Here is a 21,387-nt window from a genome sequence, read left to right on the forward strand (position 1 = left end):
TGTTTAATGGGGGATTCCGATGTTTCTGTCACGTCGCTCTAGGAAATCTGGATTGGCAGATTCATCGGCCTTCACTGCTGGTAAGATCGTTAAATTCTGTTCTTCGCTTTCGATCGCTCTAGAAAATAGAGCTTCATAATTTCTTAAAGCTTGCTCAAAAGAATAACGCTCAATCGCAAAGTGTCTGCCTTTATTGCCAAGTTGAGTTGCAACTTTAGGATTGTTATATAGGTATAGTACTGCTTTGGCTAAAGCATCTGGTGATTCTGGAGTTACCACGATACCTCCACCACTTTCAATTACCGATCGCGCCGCTGTACCTGTCGAAGGAACGCTAGCTAATATCGGGCGACCGGAAGCTAACAGGAGTGGAATTTTAGAAGGCATATTGAAAGAAATGACATTGCTCTTTTGCACGACTAACCCAACATCAGCAGCAGCTAACATTTCTGGCAGTTTTTCTCGAGGTTGTAACGGTACAAGCAAAACATTAGTGACTTGAGATGCCAAACAGTATTTTTGCAACCAGTGGAGGGCTTTGGATTCACCTGCGATCGCAAAGACAATTTCTGGATTGTGGCGCAACGAAATTGCTGCTTCTATGACTGTTTCTAAACCTTGTGTCAGTGCTATATTGCCCGAGTACATCACCACAAATTTTCCTTCAAGCTGATGTTCAGCCCGAAAATAGTTCTTCTCTTTTGGTAAAGGACGGATGAAATTGACATTCACCCAGTTGGGGATACAAACTATTTTTTGGATGGGGACTCCCTTACTGACTAAATTTTCTAAAAAACCATGAGCAATGACGCTAATGGTATGAGCGCGTCTGTATGCAAACTTCTCTAAAGCTTCCAAGGCTCGAATCATCAATTTGTTTTTCAATAGTCCAACGCGTACAGCCGCCTCTGGAAGAATATCTTGTACGTTCAGTACTACCGGACAGTTGTACAGCCAACCTAAGAGGCTGGCTGGTAATGATACCAATAACGGAGGTACTGTCAAAAGAATGATATCCGGTCGCCAGCCGTTTAATGCTTGCGGTATGCTTGTAAACACAAAACTCAATTCCAGTAAAAGTCTATCCAGCAAATTCGGTTTGGATTTAATACGCAGGTACGAGCGCTGAATAGTAACACCATTTTTCTGTTCTGTTACGTACCACTTTCCACGATACGCCGGATAAATTTCTCTCTGGGGGTAATTTGGCATACCCGTAATCACCCTAACTTGATGACCTTGCTTGACAAGCCCCTCAGCCAGTTCGGTCATCAATGGAGCTATTCCAATCGGTTCTGGATAGTAGTTGTAGGAGTAAATCAGAATGTGCATTATTTATTGAGTCAATTCTGTGTGGACTACAAAAAATTAACAATCCGCTAGATTCATTACGGCATCACCCTTACTGTGAATTGGTGTTAGTTTAATTCATTTATGCACTTTAGAAACTGCAGTAGGTAACGGTGCTAGCACGGTATTCCCCTTCTACAATACTACTCAGTACATAGTTGTTAATCTACACAACGGTCTATTTTTAAACTACGTGAAGTTTAGTTTTTATCCGTAAAGTTTTGCGATGCTATAAGGAAATTATGTATAAATAGAGCGTAATTTTGAGGATTTTTAATAGTTTAGTTTTTTGTCCGCATCGAGCAGATACACGAGAAATGGTAGCACTAGCTTGGTAGTATCTCGTATAGTTTAGTACTGCTTTTATAAAATCTTTATACAATACAAGTCTCTTCAATGATTTAGAAAAAATAATTTATAAGACCGCACGCTTTTTTTAAGCAGCACGGTCAAGATGAGTATAAGAAGTTTAAAGTTAATAAATTAAAAGTAATATGAAGTTGCACTGTCTTTCAGGCTTTTACCCGTTTGCCAGTTAACCTCGGTTTTATTTGTCTGTTAAGAACTACAGAACCAAATACCTCCATTCCGTAATCCTCCTCAAACAAGGGAGTAGTCTGTTCGCAGCTTTGTCTTTGTTTCAATATCTCAACATCAACCAGAGAATCCCTCCTGTCAGGAGCAAACAAAGAACACCCGCCACTCCAGCTAAAGGTTTTTGATTTTTACCCGTCACCCACTTAGATACAGAACCCGTGGGATTGATAAGTTGGGCTGTATCCAAACATGCGATCGCCCAAACCCATCCCGCATGCAGACCCCAAGCCAAGCCTATGCTACCCCTATCTGCAAGCCGTGCTAATACCAATACCATTCCCATTAACCAAAGTCCGGGTAATTGCGGTATGGTGTCTTGCTGCTCCCAAACAAGATGTAGCAAGGCAAAAATTAAGCTTCCGGCGAGCGCTGCTATCCAAATAGAGCTATCCTTACCCAATTCAGTCACGAGAAAACCGCGAAAAATTAACTCCTCCACACCTCCTACTAATAAGGCAACTAACAATATAGGTAGTAAAATGGGGCGCACTTGCTTGAGGTTTGTTTGTTGAAAAGCCAACCATCCCAACCGTATTTGACAAGAAAATACCACTGTTATACCCAGTGCTCCCACGGCGAAACCCAAAGCTAAAGAATAAAAAGTAGAAAGACTTCCAGACAAACCATATTCAGAAAAAGAGGTTTTTGTCAACAAACTCGTACCCCAAAGCATGAAGGGAGCTAGGAGGTAGAGAGGAATCAGTAGGGGTAACTTTTGTTGTGGCTGTAGAGGTTGAAAGGGTTTCCATTTAATAGCGATCGCTGAGATTACCGCTAATGGTAACCAACAGATAATCCACGCCAGAAAAAAAGCCATCATTACAACTAACGCTGGTGCATCTTGTAATGATGGCAGCAATAAGTTGGCTGATGGCTCTAATAATGCTATGAGATCGCGCAAAAAAATACGACAGACTTGTTGCATATCAGATCTCTCGCTCAGCAGAACACAAATTTTTCAATGCTAGGGTGTGAATTGTCAGGTGAAACATAAAGTATTTCATACTTTTGTATCATACTTTATCTTTACTTTTCCCGTTTCAACTTTACCCTTCTTGAGCTTTTGTCTATTCTTAACCAAGCTTTTATCAAAATTTCTTAAAACTGCAACAGTCCCATCGTTTTATTTTGTACGAAGTTTTTTAACTTTTTCGGAGAATTTCAATTTTTTCTATATTGAGACAAGCCATCAAGCTTTTGCTCTAAACTTGCCTTTACTATAAAAAAATTTAATCTTCCTCTTCGTCCTCATCTTCATCCTCATCAAAATCCTCTTCGTCTTCGATGTCCTCTTCATCTAAATCTGAATCATCTGATGAGAGCAACTTCTTATCAGCGTCAATTTGAATTAAGTGAATATGCTTGTATCCTAACTTAATTTCAAATTCATCACCTGACTTTAAGCCCATTGCTTTGGTGTAAGTTGCACCAATAACAATCTGACCGTTTTGGTGTACGCTGACTCTGTATGTCGGTTCGCGTCCGCGACCATCTTTTGGTGCTTCTGGGCTTAAGGGAATACCCCTAGCTGACAGCAAAGCATCATAAAAATCAGTAAGATTGACACGGACTTGGTTATTTTTGGTAACTGTGTAGTAACCGCACTGCTTGGCTCTTTCTCGCCGTGGTAAATTGGATAGTTCTTTAACCTTTGCAAGCAGTGCTTTACCGGTTAATGGTGCGGTTGCAGTTTCAGTCATTATGCTTCAAAGATCCTCACTCTCGCCGAATTGATAAAATTTGTCTTTTTGCCAGTATTTGGCTTTTTTACATCTGCACAGCGCTACTCAAAACCTTTACACGGGTAGCCTAAGAACCTTTATTATGGTTATCCGCAACACTTATCATGTAGCAGTTGTCACAGGCATTTATTTTGGTAGTTTTACGGCACTTGTAGCCATCATTTGCCATCAGAAATGAAATCAATCTTTCTTTTGGCACTGCTGTAGCGGCGTCACTTTCGACCACCTTTACAAATTGGGGAGGCAAAACGTGGTGGGGAATTTCTTCCAACTTTATTGCCACTGACTTTGACCCCTAATAAGTCATGAACCCAATAAAAAGTGGTCTTTCCACTTTTCTAGCTTTGCTTTTTTGGCTTTGAGACGAAAGGTTTTCCCCATTCGTACTCTCAAGCTTTTGACAGCATAAGTAGCTTTTGGGAGGTTGTGCAGATGTACACCCTTTTATCCTGCCTGTAGAGACAAGAAATTTCTGCTCTCTACAATATTACTAAGAAACAAAGCAGTAACAGCCGCACATCTATGGCGATTGATACTGGTTTTGTTGCTTTGTAATTTCATATTAAATACTAGCATGGTTTAATAATAGCAAAATAGTTGTTTAATTTTGAATTAAACTTGCCGTACAAACTTTTATCTTAATCCCTACCCTTGGGATGAGTATTCCTGTACGAGTTTTATAAAAATTCATTGAATTTAGACATACACTTTTGTGCAGTGAGTGAAAACCAAGACTTTCTTGATTAAGAGGTCACAATGTTCATATAATGCCGTTTAACAATTCTATATAACCAAAAAAGTGCTTGTGTGCCATTGCAAAGTACGTTTTTTTAGGTTAACGCCTCTCACTTGTGTTTACATGAAGATACAGTTATAACCGATAGAGGTATTTTGCAACAGATATTTTTAGTTAGGGGATAGCATAAGTCATTATCCTCAACATCCCTATTGTCCCCTTACCCCCTCCCTATGACCCAATAGGTGCTAGCCTATTTGGGTAAGTTACAATTCAAATTTTCGCGGTTATCCTTATTATTGTAGAGATCGGAAATTTCTTGTCTCTACAATCGTCAGTCTATTAACAGCTAGCTATGAATGATGGACACCAAGGTGGAACTCGCTTGTGGAAGTAGAGCCATTGAGTGAGAAGAATTTCATAAGCTAGGTAGAAGTTCTTTATTAATAGTGGTAATGGAAGTTCTTTTTAAGGTCATACGACAGCAACAAAATTCCTCACCTGTGGTAAAAACTTACGTTTTGGATGTAGAACCGGGAAACACCATCCTCGATTGTCTGAATCGTATTAAGTGGGAGCAAGATGGAACTTTAGCATTTCGCAAAAATTGCCGCAATACAATTTGTGGAAGTTGTGCTGTAAGAATAAATGGGCGCTCGGCTTTGGCTTGTAAGGAAAATGTAGGCAGCGAAATTTCTCACACGCAAAGCGCTCAAACACCAGCAAGCCCTACAAATGTTATCCCAGAAATCACAATAGCACCACTAGGTAATATGCCTGTTATCAAAGATTTAGTGGTTGATATGACCAGTTTTTGGGATAACTTAGAAGCAGTAACTCCTTATGTGAGTACAGCAGGACGAAGCGTACCAGAACGAGAGTTCTTACAAACACCACTAGAGCGATCGCGTCTTGATGAAACGGGAAATTGCATCATGTGTGGAGCGTGTTACTCGGAATGTAACGCTCGTGAAGTGAATTCAGATTTTGTTGGTCCCCATGCTCTTGCCAAAGCATACCGCATGGTAGCAGACTCTCGCGATAGCAAAACCGAAACTCGATTAGAAGAATATAACGAAGGAACTAAAGGAGTTTGGGGTTGCACTCGCTGTCTTTACTGCAATTCTGTTTGTCCAATGGGTGTTGCACCATTAGATCAAATTACTAAAATCAAACAAGAAGTTCTCGATCGCAAACAAGCAACTGACAGTCGTTCCATTCGTCACCGTAAAGTATTAGTGGAATTAGTCAAAGAAGGCGGTTGGCTCGATGAACGTCAGTTTGGTTTACAAGTTGTTGGCAATTACCTAAAAGATTTAAAAGGATTGTTAAGTATTGCTCCTCTCGGTTTGCGAATGCTCGTGCGAAGAAAATTCCCACTAACATTTGAACCTTCAGAAGGTACCGAGCAAGTGAGGTCTCTCATTGAAGCAGTACAGAAAGTGGAGAGTGCAGACTAGGGACAAGGGAGATAAGGTAGAATCTTCTTGTCTACCCCCTCTCCCTTATCTACCCCCTCTCCCTTGTCCCCAATCCCCCATTCCCAATTTATCGAGGTTCTTGAGGTATATTTAAAGGTTGTCCGGAACGGTTATAAACTAAAATATCCCATTGACCATTGACGCTAGACTCAAAGGCAATCCGACTTCCATCAGCACTAATAGTTGGATTGCGAACTTCTGCTTGCAAGTTAGCAGTTAAATTGCGTAATTGACGCGTTTCTCGATCGTAGAGAAAAATTCCCGACCGTCCCTGACGGTTAGCACACAAAACAATATAGCGACCATTTTCAGCTACAGAGGGATGGGATGCGATCGTATCAAAAGAATTTAAACCAGGCAAATCAACCAAATTATTCGTTAGTCTGTCAAACATATACACATCTTGGCTACCCCTACGATCCGTTGTAAAAACAACATACCGTTTGGAAACTTGGGGATTTAACTCCGATCCCAAGCTGTTAAGACTGCGCCCTCCGGGATCGACAGGATAATTCAACAAACGAGGGTAGCCAACACAACCACCCAACAAACTTACAACAGCAAATATAATAAAGGGTTTGGTCATTTGTCATTTGTTATTTGTCATCTGTCAAAAGGTCATTCTCCCTTGTCTCCCCTTATTCCCCTACTCCCCAATCCCCGTTACAGTCGCTCCATTGTCAATATCTAACTCAATATCTGGACCTCGGTCTAGGACTTCAATATCCCATTGACCGCGACTAGCAGATTCAAAGACAACATAGCGCCCATCGGGGCTGATACTGGGATTTCTCACCCAACCGCGATAGATAGGTGTGAGGATTTGCGACTGTTGCGTTACGCGATCGTAGAGCGCTACAACCGGTCTTCCTTGGTCACTGGTCATGTAAGTTATATAACGCCCCGTGTAACTGAGACTGGGGCTTTCTACAATAGTTTCAGGTCGATTTAAGCCCGGTGTACTCACAAACTGCTGTTGTTGCAAATCATACAACAGCACTTGATGACTGCCATTGCGATTGGATACCAAAGCCAAAAGACGACCATTTCCACTCAACGCTGGTTGCTGTTCGGTAGAGCGACTGTTGAGAGAAGTTGGTCCTGTAGGAAGATCGTTGTAACTGCAGGATACAAGCATACCTGCTAATGTTAAACAAAGACTCCAACGAAGTTGTCTTTGGAGCCGAAATCTAGGTGTAATTTTTTTCACCTTAACTTTTTTCTGTTGCTTGTGTTTGCAACTTTTCCCCAGATCTATTTAAACATCATCATCAAAATTTACTGAATTATCTTGTTCGTCGCTTGAGCGATTTGGACGGTCGAGCGGACGATCGAGAGGTTTGTAATCTACGTAATCCGTGGCGATCGCGTCATCGTCTTGGCGTTCAACTCGGTAAGTTGAATCACTGGGGGGACGACGCCTTCTGGGTCTGGGTGGAACATCGTCTTCTGTCGCTGTTGGTCGAACGGGTCCGTTGGTACTGCGCCGGGAAGGTCTTTTTTCTTCACTCGAAGAGTTATCCCAATCATCTACTGCTGGTTTAGATGAAGTCTCCCAATCGTTATCATCAAACCTTTCCGGTGTACGTATTGGACGAGAGTTACTCCGACGGCGAGGTTTGTCCGTATTCGATCTTTCGCTACTACTGCGACGTTCTATCCGGCGTGGAGCTTCATCATCGTAGTAATCATCCCGAGATGAGCGAGAATCCCTGCTACCTGGAATTCTTCTTGGTGGCGCTTCGTCCTCTTCATAGTAAGGCAGGGGATCGAGATCGGCTTCCATTTCTGCCTTGTATTTTGGTCTTCTAGTATATGAAGGGCGATCGCTCACCTCTCGTTCATCATCCACAATTGGAGTGTTGCGTTTGGCTTGTTGTGTGGCGATCCCCCGCAAGCGAATACTTTCAACGGCAAAGAAAATCGTCGAGCCCGCCAAAAGCAACTGACCAAATTGTAGAATTGGGTCGAGACGCCATCCTTGGAATATAAGAATAAAACCGCACAGCAAACCTACAGCCGCAAAAAATATATCTTGGTCGCGGGAAAGCTCTGGGCGTACTGAGCGAAGAAAATAGAGCGCCGCTCCAGCCACAGCCAGGAAGATTCCCAGAACACTGGCTGAGTTCGCCCCAAAATTTACCTGAGCCAGAACACTGGCTGAGTTCAGCCCGAACATTAGCATTGCTGTTGTACCTAATAACAAATCTATGTTAACGACTTAAAACTTAAAACTCTACTGTAACTGGTTACTCTATATTATTGCTATGTCCAAGCGAAATTAACTGATTCCAAAAAATTTTCCACTGTCAGTTTTGCTGTAATTGGGGCATCTTGAAAGAAGAGACGCAGTTACCTGCGCCTCCGAAACCATTTTCTCACTTGAACGAGCGAGTGTTTCACGCTTGTTGAAATCTTTTATGAACGCTCGATTTTATCTTTTTGGCTAACAAAAACTAATCCTACTATTACGGGGATAACGACAATAGCAGTACCCCAGAATAGACTCCAAAGAAAATTTGATAAAGAGGGTGTCATAGATTTCAACCTTTTTTTACATAAGCTACTTCAATTTTAATACTGTAGCAGATTCTTGAGAAGCTACCTAGATGTGACTGAGGTCGAGTATTCGCTCTATTACAAGGAAGCAACAATTGACACTCCGCGCACTAAAGTGACGCGGATTCTCTAAGAGTTTCTGCCGTATCTCTTAGATTTCCGGTTGTCGGGTTTAGTATACCCAGCTAAATCAAATAGAGTTAACTGAGTACCTATCACCCCGCAGGCATGGTTCCTAGACTCCCCGCCCATTGGCAGCGATACGCCAGTTGCTTCAAGTTGGGAAACCCTAGCCGAGCACTGGCTCATCTTCACAGGCATAACTTTCCCGCAGTCCGCAGGTAGGGTCGTTTTGACGTTTTTGGGAAAGACCAATCCCACTCGTTGAGCAATTGTCCGAGACGCTTTGGTGTCTGCGTGCTCGGTGTACTGACAATTAGTACAAATAAACTTCTGCCCTTCTCTGTTTGCTTTATCAATGTGACCGCATTTTGGACATTCTCTGCTACTATTCTTTGGGTTAACAGCAACAACTGGCTTACCAGACTTAGCAGCTAACCACGCAATCTTGTTAAACAAATCTCCCCAGGCACAATCAAGGATGGCTTTGTTAAGACCTGATTTCCGAGAGCGTCCGTTCTTCTTATAACCACCTTTACCATCGTGTTTGGGTTTAGCACGTTTGACCATTCCCTTAATGTTGAGGTTTTCGCGACCAATGGCATCGGCAGTTTTGACAACCTGACTTGCGGCTTGCCAGTTATAACCATCTCGCTTTAAGGCTATCTTGTGAGTCGTCCTGGCAAGTTTTTCAGCTATCTTCTTTTTGTTATTAGAACCATTTTTTTTGCGATTAATGGCACGTTGTCTGATAGTTAACCGTCTCTTAGTTCTATCGTTTGTTGCGGGTCGTATATTCTCAACAAAACTGCCATTAGAGAGTGCAACAAGCACGTTTACACCCACATCCACCCCAACCACTGACTTGACTTCATCGAGTGATTTAACTTTTGGTAATTCACCCGGTATATCAACCAACATTGAGATAAACCAATAACCTCCAGAGCGTTTGACAGTGCAAGTTCTAATTTTCTTGATAACTGAAAAATCTCTGCTGTTGTGAAATTTTACATGACCAACACAAGGTAAGTAGACAATACCATAACTTTTCTTAACGGAGATTAATTTAACTTGCTCTGGCTTATATTCAAAGCAATCTAAAACGCGAAGGTAGCGAGGGAAACTGCGCCCATTCTTCCAAAAATTATTGAAAGCACTGTCAAGTTTAGCAATATTCCGTTGCAAAACGTCAGAGTTAATATTTGCGAAGCTTTCACGCTCATGACGTAGCCGCGTAGTCACTTTCATTTGAATACCAGAAGCGTTGTCCCACTTAACAACACCATTGGCTGTCTTCAAGGCTAGGTCTAAATTTTCTGGTATAACGCCGTGTTTGAGAACCGGGCAAGTTAATGGACAGCACGAACCATATTCAACTCTCGTTTCAATATCGCACCAACTACCAATAGCATAAATAACAGGAGTCTCAGCATTTTGATTGTTGGTACTATAGCCAATTTCGCGTTGCCGAAGTGCAAAGTTACGGTGCTTCCTCAATGTAACTAACCATTGAGACATTTGTATTTTTTGAGACTGATTTGGTTTGAACTTAAAGTTCCACCTAACTTGCACTTGTTATCAGCTCCCGATACTTTTTAGCTTGTATTTAGTATACACGTCGGTTCTAACTATGACAACAGAAAAAGGCAAAAAAAGGTTAAGAAATATACCTGTCCTACATGATGAGCTCAAGACTAAGAGAACGATTCTTTTGACTCCTAGTGCATGGATGAAAATTCAGGCCCTCGCAAAAACAAGAAATACTAGCGCTAGCGAGGTTATAGAGGAGTGGGCGCAAACTCTCTCTGACGGCAGTTAAAACTGCATTTGGTCGTGATAGCAGCGTTGCAGGCGCGAAGTCTGCCGGGAAGAGTACTCTTCCGGCGAGCTTCGCGGGTTTCCCGCGCCCTGACGACTGCTGAACCCGTATAGCCCTGCGGGCATAGCTTCGCAACGCGAAGCGTCTCCGTAAGGAGTTAGGGCGCTTCCTCCTCGTAATAAATTAACGAGGCTCCCGCGCTCCCATGTTGTTTTAGGTGGAGAAAACTCAGGTAAAAGAATTAGAATTATAGAGAGTGCTTTACAAAGCTTAAAATCTTATCGCTTTTGCTCTCATTTTCGCTCTATATTCTGATGGAAGAGTCAAGCTAATATCATGTCTGGTGCTACCCTTGCTGTTTGGATTCTCGGTCCGGTATTGGGGCTGATGATGTTTTTGTTCATTATTCGCATTGTTCTGACTTGGTATCCTCAAGCAGAACTGAATCGTTTTCCTTTCAACGCAGTCGCTTGGCCTACCGAACCTTTTTTAGCTCCGTTGCGAAAGATAGTACCGCCTTTGGGTGGAGTAGACATCACCCCAATCATTTGGGTGGGAATTTGTAGCTTTCTGCGAGAAATTTTGTTAGGTCAGCAGGGACTGCTAACCATGCTGGCTCGGAGTTAGTGGTTAGTGGTTAGTTGTTCCACTAACTACTAACCACCAACCACTATCCAAGCCCTTTCATTTCCTGTACAAAATTGGTATAGACATTACCCTGTAAAAACTGTGGGTATTCCATAATTTTTTGATGGAAACCGATAGTGGTGGGCAATCCCGTGATAGCGCATTCTCGTAATGCACGCTTCATGCGCTTGATAGCAGTGGAACGGTCCGGACCCCAAACCACTAACTTACCAATGAGGGAGTCGTAGTACGGGGGAATTTGATAATCGGTATAGACGTGGGAGTCAATTCGGACTCCGGGACCTCCTGGGGGTAAGTACCCGCTGATACGTCCGGCTGAGGGGCGAAAATCGTGTTCTGGATCTTCGGCGTTGATACGACACTCGATCGCATGACCTCTCAAGACAACTTGGTCTTGCTGGAGTGTCAGCCGTTCTCCTTGAGCAATACGGATCTGTTCGGCTACTAAGTCTATACCCGTAATCATCTCTGTCACGGGATGTTCAACTTGAATCCGAGTGTTCATTTCCATAAAGTAAAACTGACCCGACGTATCTAAGAGAAACTCGATAGTTCCCGCGCCACTGTAATTAATAAATTGACACGCTCTCACAGCCGCTTGTCCCATTTTTGAGCGTAACTCTGAATCTAGCGCGGGGCTGGGTGCTTCTTCTAAAAGTTTCTGATTGCGACGCTGGATTGAGCAATCGCGTTCGCCCAAATGAATGACATTACCGTAGTTATCAGCTAATACTTGAAATTCAATATGGCGGGGACGCTCAATAAATTTTTCTAAATAAACTCCGGAATTACCAAATGCAGCTCCGGCTTCGCCTTGCGCTGCTTGAAAAGATTTGATAAATTCACTCTCAGAACGCACCAAACGCATCCCCCTACCACCGCCACCTGCTGTGGCTTTAATCATGATGGGGTAGCCAATTTTTTGGGCGATCGCCAATCCTTCTTCTTCCGAGTCTAGCAGACCGTCACTACCCGGTACTGTGGGGACTCCAGCTCTTTGCATGGTGTCTTTTGCCGTGGATTTATCACCCATTAACCGGATTGCTTCCGGAGAAGGTCCGATGAAAGCAATGTGATGATCGGCACAAATTTCTGCAAATCGAGCATTTTCTGCCAAAAAACCATAACCGGGATGAATAGCACTCGCATTACGTGTCAAAGCAGCAGCAATAATATTGGGAATATTCAGATAACTTTTACTGCTAGCCGCTTCTCCAATGCAAACCGCTTCATCAGCTAATTGAACGTGCAGAGCATTTCGGTCAACGGTGGAGTGTACCGCAACCGTCGCAATCCCCATTTCCTCACAAGCGCGGAGAATGCGAAGAGCGATTTCTCCCCGATTGGCAATTAATATTTTGTCAAACTTCATCTTCTAGCAGTGATATAAGTTCGGTAGATTGACATAATCTGCCGTCAAAGTTGAAATTACGCAGAGCCTCATCTCACTATGACCACAGGATAAGACCAAATTACATTCCCAAGTCAGGGTAAGAATTTGGCTTTTTGCCTCTATAAGTTACTGTAGAGTGCGTTTTCAGCCTCCCAGTATAGTGTTTATAAGTGTAAGAGTATTGTGCGCCTTATGGCACTTACACTCATAACATTAAAATTAGTTCATTCCCCAACAAAAATTTTTTGATTTTGAGTGGCATCTCATCCCAATTCATTAATGTTTGTGCTATACTCATTACGATGAACCTTGCGGATGTGGCGGAATTGGTATACGCGCACGTTTGAGGGGCGTGTGGGCTTCCCTTGCGAGTTCGAGTCTCGCCATCCGCATTCATTAGCTACCAACAGCTAGCGATCGATGAATGGCTGTATAGAGTAGAATAAACAAGATTAAGAAATTTAACTAGAAATTAATATATTTCTTTTTTCAAGAAGTCCGTTTTGATAGAGAAGTTACAAGAAGGCTTTCCCTTGGGGAAAACTTTGACACTAATGAGCAGCACTACCCATTGCTCGTTCCCAAAGGAACCCCTACCTTCCCCAATCTCAACTTTTTATGCGATTATATATATAAGTGAAGTTTTGTAAAGAACCTTGACAGCGACTTTTACGCCGACAAACAATTTAACATTGCCCTTGGGGTGGTATCGTCTTACCCCAATTTGGCAGGGTGGAGAGGAAGTCATTCAACAGGGTTTGCCTCACACTCAACTCTCACCAGCTTGGCAACTCCTTTTGTTAGGTGACGGGTCTCCAACACGACACTTACAATTGCTAACAGGTGAACGCACAGAAGTGGACGTGATTGATATGTCATTGGTTGGGGCGGATTTGGATAATGCACCTGACCTAATCAAAGCTGTTCCGGGACCGCGACTGCGACGACAGGTTTGGTTGCGTACCGCTTCCGGTCAGCGATTGGCCTATGCAACTTCTTGGTGGGAAGCGTCTCACGTAGACGAGTATTTGCAAAATCGTGCGCTACCCATTTGGGCGAGTTTGGCACGTCTCCGCACGGAGTTGTATCGGGATGTACAGGGAATTTATTATGGTGACTCTACAGCACTAGAATCGGGTTTTGATGAGTCAGGTCCCTTTTGGGGTCGTCATTACTTGTTTTGGCATCACGGACAGCCTCTTACCCTAATTTATGAGGTTTTTTCACCTTATTTAACAAAATATTTGGGACCAATGGAATTGCGTTCCAATAATGGGAAAGTCTAAATAAGGCAAAACGACTAGGCTAACTGAGGCCGAGCTTACAAAGTGTTATCATGCACGCAAGTAAGATCTGTAGGTTTCAGTGACACTGCCTGTTGTTTCTGTGTTAATGAAAAAAGATAAGAAACCATCCTTAGTGTTAACTCTCTCATCAGCAGGATTGCTGATTGTTGGGGGTGCAGCTGCCTATTGGCTGTTGACTCAAGGCAAACCATTCTCTAGAGATTTGCTACCCGGAGCAAATATTATTCCTCAAGATGCTCTGTTTGCAGTTTCTTTTACCACCGACTCCAGGCAATGGAAAAAGTTACGAGAGTTTGGAACGAAAGAAACGCAAGTAGAACTAGATACCAATATACAGCAGCTTCAGGAACGCTTTCTGACAAGTAACGGCTACGATTTTCAGAAAGATATCCGTCCTTGGGTAGGTGACCAAATTGCAGTTGCAGTTCTAGCTCCTGAGATGAGCAGAGCCACGTCTAAACCAGTAACAACTAACGCAAGTGTTATTGGCAACGAACAGTCTCTTGTGATGGTTTTGCCTATTAAAAATAAAGAAGCGGCTAAAACCATCCTGTCACAACCCAAAGCGCCCAAAGGCGGTAAATGGATTGACCGTTCTTACGAGAATATTGCTATCAAAGAAACGGAAGGACAAGCAGGGGAAAAATTTTCAGTAGCTGTAGTGGATGAGAATTTTTTAGTTATTACTGACGATTCAAAAGCAACAGAAAAGGCAATTAATGCCTACAAAAGGAAAACATCTTTGGCTGATTCTCCTGGTTTTGCAGAAAACTATCCAAAGATTGCCCATTACCAACCCTTTGCTGAGTTTTATGTCAATGTGCCTTTCTCTGCCAAAATAGCTGCATCTGGCGATCGCGCTTTACCCGCACCCGTTCTGTCCCAACTCCAAAACAACCAAGGTTTGGCGGGAAGCCTTTCATTGGAATCGGAAGGAGTCAGGATAAAGGGGATTTCCTGGTTGAATCCCAACTCTCAAAGAGTTTTGGCAACAGACAATAATGGAGGCAAAATGCAAAACCGCCTCCCTGCAGAAACTTTGTTGATGCTTTCGGGAGGGAATTTAAAGCAATTGTGGTCGGATTATGCTTTAACTTCTCAAGGAAATCCGCGCTCGCCAATGACACCAGAACAATTGCGAGACGGTGTGAAATCTCTCACGAATCTTGATTTAGAGCGAGATCTTCTCAGTTGGATGGGAGGAGAATTTTCTCTCTCAATTGTTCCCAATATTACTAAAGAAGGCTTATCAGAAGACTTTAGAGCGGCTTTTGTTTTTATGGTAGAAGCCAGCGATCGCAATCGTGCTGAACTTGCTCTCAAACAGCTCGATGATGTGATGAAAACTCAATACCAGTTTCAAATTAAGTACACAACGGTAGCAAATAGACCCGTTGTTAACTGGTTGGGACCCTATGGAACCCCAACAGCCACGCACGGCTGGTTAGATGGAAACGTTGCTTTTTTAGCTTTGGGCACTCCTGTCAGTGAAAGAATAATGCCCAAACCAAATTACCCCCTTAGTAGCACGACAATGTTCCAAAAAACCGTACCTAAAGAACCCAACCCCACAAATGGGCAATTTTTCATAGATGTGGAACGAACAGCTAAAAATTTTCCTTTAGCATCCTTTGTACCTTTCAAACAAAGTTGGATAGACGCAACAAGTTCTATGGGTGTGACATCAGCTGTTAGCGATAACCGCAGTATTCGCTATGACGTTTTTTTGACACTAAAAAAAGTAGAAAAATCAGATCCGCTTCCAACTCCCACAGAAAGAGCAACACCCGGACAATGAGGGAGAAGAACTTTCATTGGTTGGTGGTTAGCGGTCACTGGTTAGCTTAAAAGTTGCACTACGATCTAAGAAAATAAAATACATACTTAACTGGAGATAACTTAAATTATGGATCTGGTTGCACTCCAGAATTGGCTGGACAATGCCTCTTTCGCTGTCTTATTTATCACAATGCTAGTGTATTGGTTTGGGGCAGCATTTCCAAACATTCCCGCCCTTCCTACTTTGGGAACAACCGGAATGGCTGTTACTAACTTATGCATTGCGACCCTTTTAGGAGCAAGATGGTTGGAAGCAGGATATTTTCCCCTAAGTAATTTGTATGAATCCCTGTTTTTCCTGGTGTGGGGAATTACCGCCGTCCATCTGATTGCAGAAAATACAAGCCGCAGTCAATTGGTTGGGGTTGTAACTGCACCGGTAGCGATGGGCATTACAGCTTTTGCAGCTTTGACACTGCCATCAGAAATGCAATCCTCAGCACCCTTAGTTCCTGCACTTAAGTCCAATTGGCTGATGATGCACGTGAGCGTTATGATGTTGAGTTATTCAGCTTTGATGGTGGGTTCGCTACTGGCGATCGCTTTTCTGTTAGTCACTCGCGGTCAAGACATTCAACTACAGGGTAGTTCTGTAGGAACTGGCGGTTATCGCAGCAACGGTTACCGATTGCACAAAGTGGGTGAAGCAGTCTCTCAAGCACAAGCATTAACTGGTGACAATAATGGAGCCACTCGTGTAGAGAGCAATGGCAACGGGAAAACTGTAGTCTTAGACTTGGTCACCGTTCCTCAGTCATCAACCATAGCAACAGCCGAAACCCTTTCACCCCAACGCCTTAGTCTTGCTGAAACCCTTGATAACATTAGCTATCGCGTTATTGGATTGGGCTTTCCCTTGCTAACCATTGGTATTATTGCTGGTGGAGTTTGGGCAAATGAAGCATGGGGTTCTTACTGGAGTTGGGACCCCAAAGAAACTTGGGCGCTCATCACTTGGTTGGTCTTTGCTGCTTACCTCCACTCCCGCATCACTCGCGGTTGGCAAGGTCGTCGCCCTGCAATTTTAGCAGCTAGCGGCTTTGTTGTTGTCTGGATTTGTTACTTGGGGGTTAATCTTTTAGGTAAAGGTTTACACTCATACGGTTGGTTCTTTTAGAGGGCAGAGAGCAGCTATACTACCTCTTCGCCCATCCTCTATTTCATTGACCCGTCATCAGTATTCAGCAACCAACTCATGATTGCTGAATACTGATGACGGGTCACTGTTAAATGCTGTGATAATTGTTACGGGATTGAGTGGTGCGAAACGTGTTAACTGTCCAATTGGGACAGAACGGGAAAGCTGCACTTGCAATAACTGGTAGTGCCAAGAATGAGACTGAAACCACAATAAAGCAGTGTTGAGATGTTCCAAGGTGGCTAGAGAGAGAACTATGACGCCTTGAGGAGTGAGTTGAGTCGCGCAAACATTAAGGATTTCAGTTAAATTGCCTCCACTCCCACCGATGAAAATACGATCTGCGTTTTGTGTCGCAGAGGGAGTACTACTCTTTTCTCCAAGAGTATACAAAATCTCCGGTGCATTGCCGTGAATGGAAATGACATTCTCTACTTGAAAGCGACGGCAATTTTGAGCAATTAACGCACTACCCGCAGCCGTTTTTTCAATGGCGTAAACAGTAGAAGTTGGGAACAGGCGGGCAATTTCAATGGAAACAGAACCAGTTCCCGCACCAATATCCCAAATGGTTTGTCCGGGACGCAAGGCGAGTTCAGCTAATACTAGCGTCCGCACTTCTCGCTTTGTCATCAAACCAGGGCGATCGCTAAAGCTAAGAAAGCATTCATCTGGTAAACCAAAATAGGGTAAGGCTGATAAATTTAGGGGTTTTTCTTTATCTTGACGCAGTAAGACCACAACATTCAAAGGTGCAAATGTAGAACTTGCACCATCTCTACACAATGTTTCTATAGAGAAAGACTCAACACGCTCCAAATCCCCGCCTAAATTTTCACAAACCCACAACTCATATTGGCTGGGTAGATTCAGAGATTGTATCAATTTTGCGATCGCATTTGGAGTATTTGTCCCATCTGTAAGTACAGCTATTTTCTCCACTCCTTGCTGCAAGGTCTGAATCAATTCCTCTACAGAACGCCCGTGTGCGCTAATAAAGCGTGCATCATGCCAGCTTGCTTTCACCCGATTAAAGGCTAGCTGTACCGAACTGAGATGGGGATGAAATGTCAGTACATCTTTTGGCAGTTCTGCTAAAAGCAAGCGTCCCAAACCGAAGAAGAGGGGATCTCCGGAAACTATAACAACAACACCATCACGACCTTGGTTTAAGTAGTCACGAATTTTACTAATGTCTTCAGTAAAGTTTCTGAGGGGCAAACGCTGGCTTTGGTGGTTGGGGAAATAACTCAAATGGCGATCGCTACCTACTAGCAGCGTCGCACGTTCAATAATTTCCTTGAGTGTTTCACTCAATCCAGCAATGCCATCCAGACCGATACCTATCACATTAACTTTGGTCATTTGTCAATTAACCAACCAGTCCAGTTGTTAAACGCTTGATAGCACGATGAGCAACATCAGCGTAACGCATTTCACCACACAAGATTTTGCCCATAATTTGGACAGATGAAGGGCGCTTAACACCGACTTTATAGCCAATACCAGCGAAGCGATAAAATAGCCCAGCCAACTTCTGCGCCCAAGCCATATCACTACCCCATTGTTCGTACATGGTATTTGTGTACTCTTCCAATGCGTTGATGTCACCACCAACTGCTTTATCAATAGCTTCTGCTGCTTTTAAACCGCTAAAAATAGAGGGTCGAATACCTTCAGCTGTGAACGGATCGACAACACAAGCTGCTTCTCCTGCTAAAACTGCGTTGTCGGCGTGCAACTTCTGATTGCCATTCCACAAACACAAAGCATGACCGTACTGCTGACAGGTTTTAATGTCTACATCAAATTTCTGACCGTACTCGCTTAAAATGCTTTTGAAATCTTGAGCACCCCCCCTACCAACAAAGGTGCCAATCCCAATAGAGTAACCATCTGCTTTTGGGAAGTTCCAGAGGTAACCATTTTTCACCATACCAAACTCGAAGTGAGCAATGTTACCATTCTTTACATCTGCTTTGGCTTCGGCTTCCAAGGCTCCTGCTAGAAGACGTTTGCGTTCTTTGAACCCAAGCCATCTCGCCATGGGTCCTTTCGCACCATCGGCTGCAATTAAGTAACGACCCGTCACCGAACCGCTAGCAGTATTCACTTGCCAACAATTGCTTTGAAATTCAATACCTGTTACTTCAGTATTATCTCGGAGTTCAGCCCCTTGCTTTTGCGCTTGCTGAATCAAAAAATGGTCGAATATATCCCGTCTTACCATCCAAACAGGTTCGGGAGTTCCAATCTCTGCTTCTACCGCTTCCTCCATATTCCAGGTACAGCGGATTGTGTCTGCTTTGATAGAAATTGCCGGACTAAAGTCAAAGTCAAACCATTGGGCAATTGCAGGTGAAACACCACCTCCACAGGGTTTGTATCTTGGTAGAGACTCTTTCTCCAAAACCAACACCGAACGCCCGCGCTTCGCTAAATGATATGCAGCGCATCCACCTGCAGGTCCTGAGCCAACGATAATACAGTCGTACATAGGGGTTAGGGGTTAGGGATTGGGGAAAGTGAGCCCTCTGGGGTTGGGGGCAATTGGGGATTGGGGAGCATAGAGCCTGAAAACGTAAAGAGGCTTTGCCAAAGGAATACACGGAGATCTTACACCTTTTCCTACCAGTCTCCAGTTCCCAGTCCTCAATCCCCGTAGTTGATGCACCCAAGATGGTCTATTTTTAGACAGTTGTAATGTCTTTTTCTTTTTCTGCCAGCAACTCATTGATTCTGGCTGTGTATTTATCCGTCAGCTTTTGCAGCTTATCTTGCTGATCCCGTGCTTCATCCTCAGAGATTTCCGCAGCTTTTTCCATTTTGCGAATTGTATCCAAGGCATCGCGGCGGATATTACGAATACCAACGCGTCCTTCTTCAGCATACTTAGCCGCAATTTTCACGAGTTCTTTACGGCGATCGCTAGTCAATGGTGGAATATTGAGCCTAATTAAGGCACCGTCGTTACTGGGGGTTAAACCCACATCCGACATGGAAATTGCCTTTTCTATAGAGTTTAAGATATTCCGCTCGTAAGGCTGAATTAAGATGGTTGAAGAATCTGGCGTGCTGATGTTTGCCAGTGATTTTAAGGCAGTTGGCGAACCGTAGTAATCCACCGTTACCTTGTCCAATATACTCGCATTGGCGCGACCAGTGCGAATGGTATTAAAATTCCGTTGAGTCGCCTCTACGGTTTTTTGCATCGTACTCTCAGCTTCAGCTAATTTCACATGAACCTCCCACAAGCGTGCCTATGGATTCTCCCATAACTGCTCTGCGGATATTTCCCCGCACAGTTAAGTCAAATACAAGAATAGGGATATTATTCTCTTTACACAAGGCTATCGCAGTCGTGTCCATTACCCGCAAATCTTTTGTTAAAACATATCCATATGTCAGAGTATTATACCGTTTAGCATTGGGGTATACGTGAGGATCTGCGTCGTAAATACCATCGACTTTGGTCGCTTTGAAAATTACGTCAGCTTCAATTTCTGCTGCTCTGAGTGCTGCTGTAGTATCGGTGGTGAAAAAGGGATTACCCGAACCCGCGCCAAAAATAACCACTCGCCCCTTTTCTAGATGGCGGATGGCGCGACGGCGAATGTATGGTTCTGCAACTTCCTGCATGGAAATTGCAGTTTGTACCCGTGTTTGAATTCCAATGCGTTCGAGTGAGTCCTGCAACGTCATAGCATTCATTACCGTGGCAATCATCCCGATATAGTCACCGGTGGCTCTGTCCATTCCCGCCGACGCCGCTTTGACTCCACGAAAAATATTTCCGCCTCCAACGACGATCGCGACTTGAACGCCAGTTGCTGCTACCTCTGCTACTTCTTCAGCTATTTCTTTTACCACTTCCGGATCGATTCCATAGCCCAGATTGCCCATGAGGGCTTCACCACTTAGTTTAAGTAAAACCCGTCGGTAATGTGTTCCCATGAAGTTACGTTTTGTCCAAAATTGAAATTGCCTCCAATTTAAGATAACAATACAGTGGCACTCTGTCTCTAGTAACCTATTCCTAATGGTGTACCGACAGGTTCTGTTTCCGTCAAAAGAATTTCCTGTCCTCTTAACAAACAGGCGATCGCTTGCTTGAGGTATTGCTGCTCCACTAATTCTAGATTTTGGGGATTATCGTCTATTTGTCCTTTGTAGCGAACGACACCCTCAGCATTTATAAGAAACGCCATTGGTGTTGTACTAGTCCCAAAACTACGAGTTACCTCTTGAGTTGGGTCCCACAAGTAGGGAAAGTTCAAACCCTTGGCTTTGGCAAAAGACCGCATTTGGTCAAAGGTTTCTGATGGTTCTATTGTGAGATCGCTACCATTCATGCCGATGAGTGTAAAACCTTGAGAGCCAAATTCAGCTTGAATGTTTTTCAATCTTTCTACATACAACTCAACATAAGGACAGTGGTTAGACATTGAAATGACGCCGACTGCACGGAACTTTTCCAGATATTTGCTAAGATGGTGTACCTGACCATCAATTCCTGGTAGTTCAAAATCTGGTGCGTAGCTCCCTACAGGAGTACTAACTTCTGTTATAGTCATTTTCATTAAGCCGAACTGTACTAGTAATAATACAATCTAAGTTTTTATTCAGCGTCCGTTTCCAGCTGCAAACCACCCTCGCGG

At 43.5% G+C, this 21,387-nt stretch carries 20 protein-coding genes and 1 tRNA gene; 6 read left to right on the forward strand and 15 right to left on the reverse strand.

What is annotated here, in order from left to right:
* Window positions 1-3: 3 nt before the first annotated feature.
* From AB0756_RS16770 to AB0756_RS16785, 4 genes are all read right to left on the reverse strand, one after another.
* Window positions 4-1,332 carry a glycosyltransferase family 4 protein gene (locus AB0756_RS16770; protein WP_038084079.1) on the reverse strand — a complete coding sequence of 443 codons (1,329 nt, stop codon included), beginning with the start codon at window positions 1,330-1,332 and terminating at the stop codon, window positions 4-6.
* A gap of 658 nt (window positions 1,333-1,990) precedes the next feature.
* Window positions 1,991-2,872 (reverse strand): CPBP family intramembrane glutamic endopeptidase, encoded by an 882-nt coding sequence (locus AB0756_RS16775; protein WP_038084077.1) that lies wholly within the window; start codon window positions 2,870-2,872, stop codon window positions 1,991-1,993.
* A 304-nt stretch (window positions 2,873-3,176) separates the two neighbouring features.
* The gene (locus tag AB0756_RS16780; protein WP_038084075.1) at window positions 3,177-3,647 is read right to left on the reverse strand and encodes an AbrB family transcriptional regulator; all 471 of its coding nucleotides are present in this window, start codon (window positions 3,645-3,647) and stop codon (window positions 3,177-3,179) included.
* Window positions 3,648-3,756: 109 nt separating this feature from the next.
* On the reverse strand, window positions 3,757-3,972 hold the full coding sequence (locus tag AB0756_RS16785) for a hypothetical protein (RefSeq protein ID WP_050045972.1): 216 nt from the start codon (window positions 3,970-3,972) through the stop codon (window positions 3,757-3,759).
* 908 nt (window positions 3,973-4,880) lie between these two features.
* On the opposite strand from AB0756_RS16785, the gene AB0756_RS16790 reads away from it, so the two are divergent.
* Window positions 4,881-5,885 carry a succinate dehydrogenase/fumarate reductase iron-sulfur subunit gene (locus tag AB0756_RS16790; protein WP_202048635.1) on the forward strand — a complete coding sequence of 335 codons (1,005 nt, stop codon included), beginning with the start codon at window positions 4,881-4,883 and terminating at the stop codon, window positions 5,883-5,885.
* 88 nt (window positions 5,886-5,973) lie between these two features.
* Here the strand turns inward: AB0756_RS16790 and AB0756_RS16795 are convergent, their stop codons facing one another.
* The 5 genes from AB0756_RS16795 to AB0756_RS16815 all read right to left on the reverse strand — a co-directional run bounded on the left by AB0756_RS16795 (window position 5,974) and on the right by AB0756_RS16815 (window position 10,157).
* Window positions 5,974-6,492: a TolB family protein gene (locus tag AB0756_RS16795; RefSeq protein WP_050045971.1), complete on the reverse strand. Its 519-nt coding sequence runs from the start codon at window positions 6,490-6,492 to the stop codon at window positions 5,974-5,976.
* Window positions 6,493-6,552: 60 nt separating this feature from the next.
* Window positions 6,553-7,116 carry a TolB family protein gene (locus AB0756_RS16800; RefSeq protein WP_038084069.1) on the reverse strand — a complete coding sequence of 188 codons (564 nt, stop codon included), beginning with the start codon at window positions 7,114-7,116 and terminating at the stop codon, window positions 6,553-6,555.
* Between the two features lie 48 nt (window positions 7,117-7,164).
* On the reverse strand, window positions 7,165-8,091 hold the full coding sequence (locus AB0756_RS16805) for a Ycf66 family protein (protein ID WP_038084067.1): 927 nt from the start codon (window positions 8,089-8,091) through the stop codon (window positions 7,165-7,167).
* 233 nt (window positions 8,092-8,324) lie between these two features.
* Window positions 8,325-8,444 (reverse strand): photosystem II reaction center X protein, encoded by a 120-nt coding sequence (psbX, locus tag AB0756_RS16810; RefSeq protein ID WP_072040763.1) that lies wholly within the window; start codon window positions 8,442-8,444, stop codon window positions 8,325-8,327.
* A gap of 150 nt (window positions 8,445-8,594) precedes the next feature.
* Window positions 8,595-10,157, reverse strand: a complete 1,563-nt coding sequence (locus AB0756_RS16815) for an RNA-guided endonuclease InsQ/TnpB family protein (RefSeq protein ID WP_038084065.1) — start codon at window positions 10,155-10,157, stop codon at window positions 8,595-8,597.
* A gap of 583 nt (window positions 10,158-10,740) precedes the next feature.
* On the opposite strand from AB0756_RS16815, the gene AB0756_RS16820 reads away from it, so the two are divergent.
* A complete protein-coding gene (locus AB0756_RS16820) occupies window positions 10,741-11,031 on the forward strand; it encodes a YggT family protein (protein WP_038084060.1) in 291 nt (96 codons plus the stop codon).
* A gap of 43 nt (window positions 11,032-11,074) precedes the next feature.
* Here the strand turns inward: AB0756_RS16820 and accC are convergent, their stop codons facing one another.
* The gene (gene accC / locus AB0756_RS16825) at window positions 11,075-12,424 is read right to left on the reverse strand and encodes an acetyl-CoA carboxylase biotin carboxylase subunit (protein ID WP_038084058.1); all 1,350 of its coding nucleotides are present in this window, start codon (window positions 12,422-12,424) and stop codon (window positions 11,075-11,077) included.
* A gap of 332 nt (window positions 12,425-12,756) precedes the next feature.
* Here accC and AB0756_RS16830 point away from each other — a divergent pair.
* The 4 genes from AB0756_RS16830 to ccsB all read left to right on the forward strand — a co-directional run bounded on the left by AB0756_RS16830 (window position 12,757) and on the right by ccsB (window position 16,708).
* Window positions 12,757-12,837, forward strand: a tRNA-Leu gene (locus tag AB0756_RS16830).
* 264 nt (window positions 12,838-13,101) lie between these two features.
* On the forward strand, window positions 13,102-13,731 hold the full coding sequence (locus AB0756_RS16835) for a chorismate lyase (protein WP_038084055.1): 630 nt from the start codon (window positions 13,102-13,104) through the stop codon (window positions 13,729-13,731).
* Window positions 13,732-13,810: 79 nt separating this feature from the next.
* Entirely contained in the window at window positions 13,811-15,550 is a 1,740-nt protein-coding gene (locus AB0756_RS16840) for a DUF3352 domain-containing protein (RefSeq protein ID WP_050045970.1), read from the forward strand.
* A 108-nt stretch (window positions 15,551-15,658) separates the two neighbouring features.
* The gene (gene ccsB, locus AB0756_RS16845; protein ID WP_050045969.1) at window positions 15,659-16,708 is read left to right on the forward strand and encodes a c-type cytochrome biogenesis protein CcsB; all 1,050 of its coding nucleotides are present in this window, start codon (window positions 15,659-15,661) and stop codon (window positions 16,706-16,708) included.
* A gap of 57 nt (window positions 16,709-16,765) precedes the next feature.
* Here ccsB and AB0756_RS16850 read toward each other — a convergent pair whose 3' ends face one another.
* From AB0756_RS16850 to AB0756_RS16870, 5 genes are all read right to left on the reverse strand, one after another.
* Window positions 16,766-18,094 carry a bifunctional cobalt-precorrin-7 (C(5))-methyltransferase/cobalt-precorrin-6B (C(15))-methyltransferase gene (locus tag AB0756_RS16850; RefSeq protein WP_050045968.1) on the reverse strand — a complete coding sequence of 443 codons (1,329 nt, stop codon included), beginning with the start codon at window positions 18,092-18,094 and terminating at the stop codon, window positions 16,766-16,768.
* Between the two features lie 7 nt (window positions 18,095-18,101).
* A complete protein-coding gene (locus tag AB0756_RS16855) occupies window positions 18,102-19,226 on the reverse strand; it encodes a geranylgeranyl reductase family protein (RefSeq protein ID WP_038075111.1) in 1,125 nt (374 codons plus the stop codon).
* A gap of 193 nt (window positions 19,227-19,419) precedes the next feature.
* Entirely contained in the window at window positions 19,420-19,968 is a 549-nt protein-coding gene (gene frr / locus AB0756_RS16860) for a ribosome recycling factor (RefSeq protein ID WP_038075108.1), read from the reverse strand.
* A complete protein-coding gene (pyrH, locus tag AB0756_RS16865; RefSeq protein ID WP_038075106.1) occupies window positions 19,955-20,683 on the reverse strand; it encodes a UMP kinase in 729 nt (242 codons plus the stop codon). Before pyrH ends, frr begins: the two co-directional genes overlap by 14 nt.
* A gap of 68 nt (window positions 20,684-20,751) precedes the next feature.
* Window positions 20,752-21,303: a thioredoxin family protein gene (locus AB0756_RS16870; RefSeq protein WP_038075129.1), complete on the reverse strand. Its 552-nt coding sequence runs from the start codon at window positions 21,301-21,303 to the stop codon at window positions 20,752-20,754.
* Window positions 21,304-21,387 lie beyond the last annotated feature (84 nt).

Origin of the sequence: Tolypothrix campylonemoides VB511288_2 (assembly GCF_045999855.1) — a bacterium.
GTDB classification, from domain to species: Bacteria; Cyanobacteriota; Cyanobacteriia; order Cyanobacteriales; family Nostocaceae; genus Scytonema; species Scytonema bouteillei_A.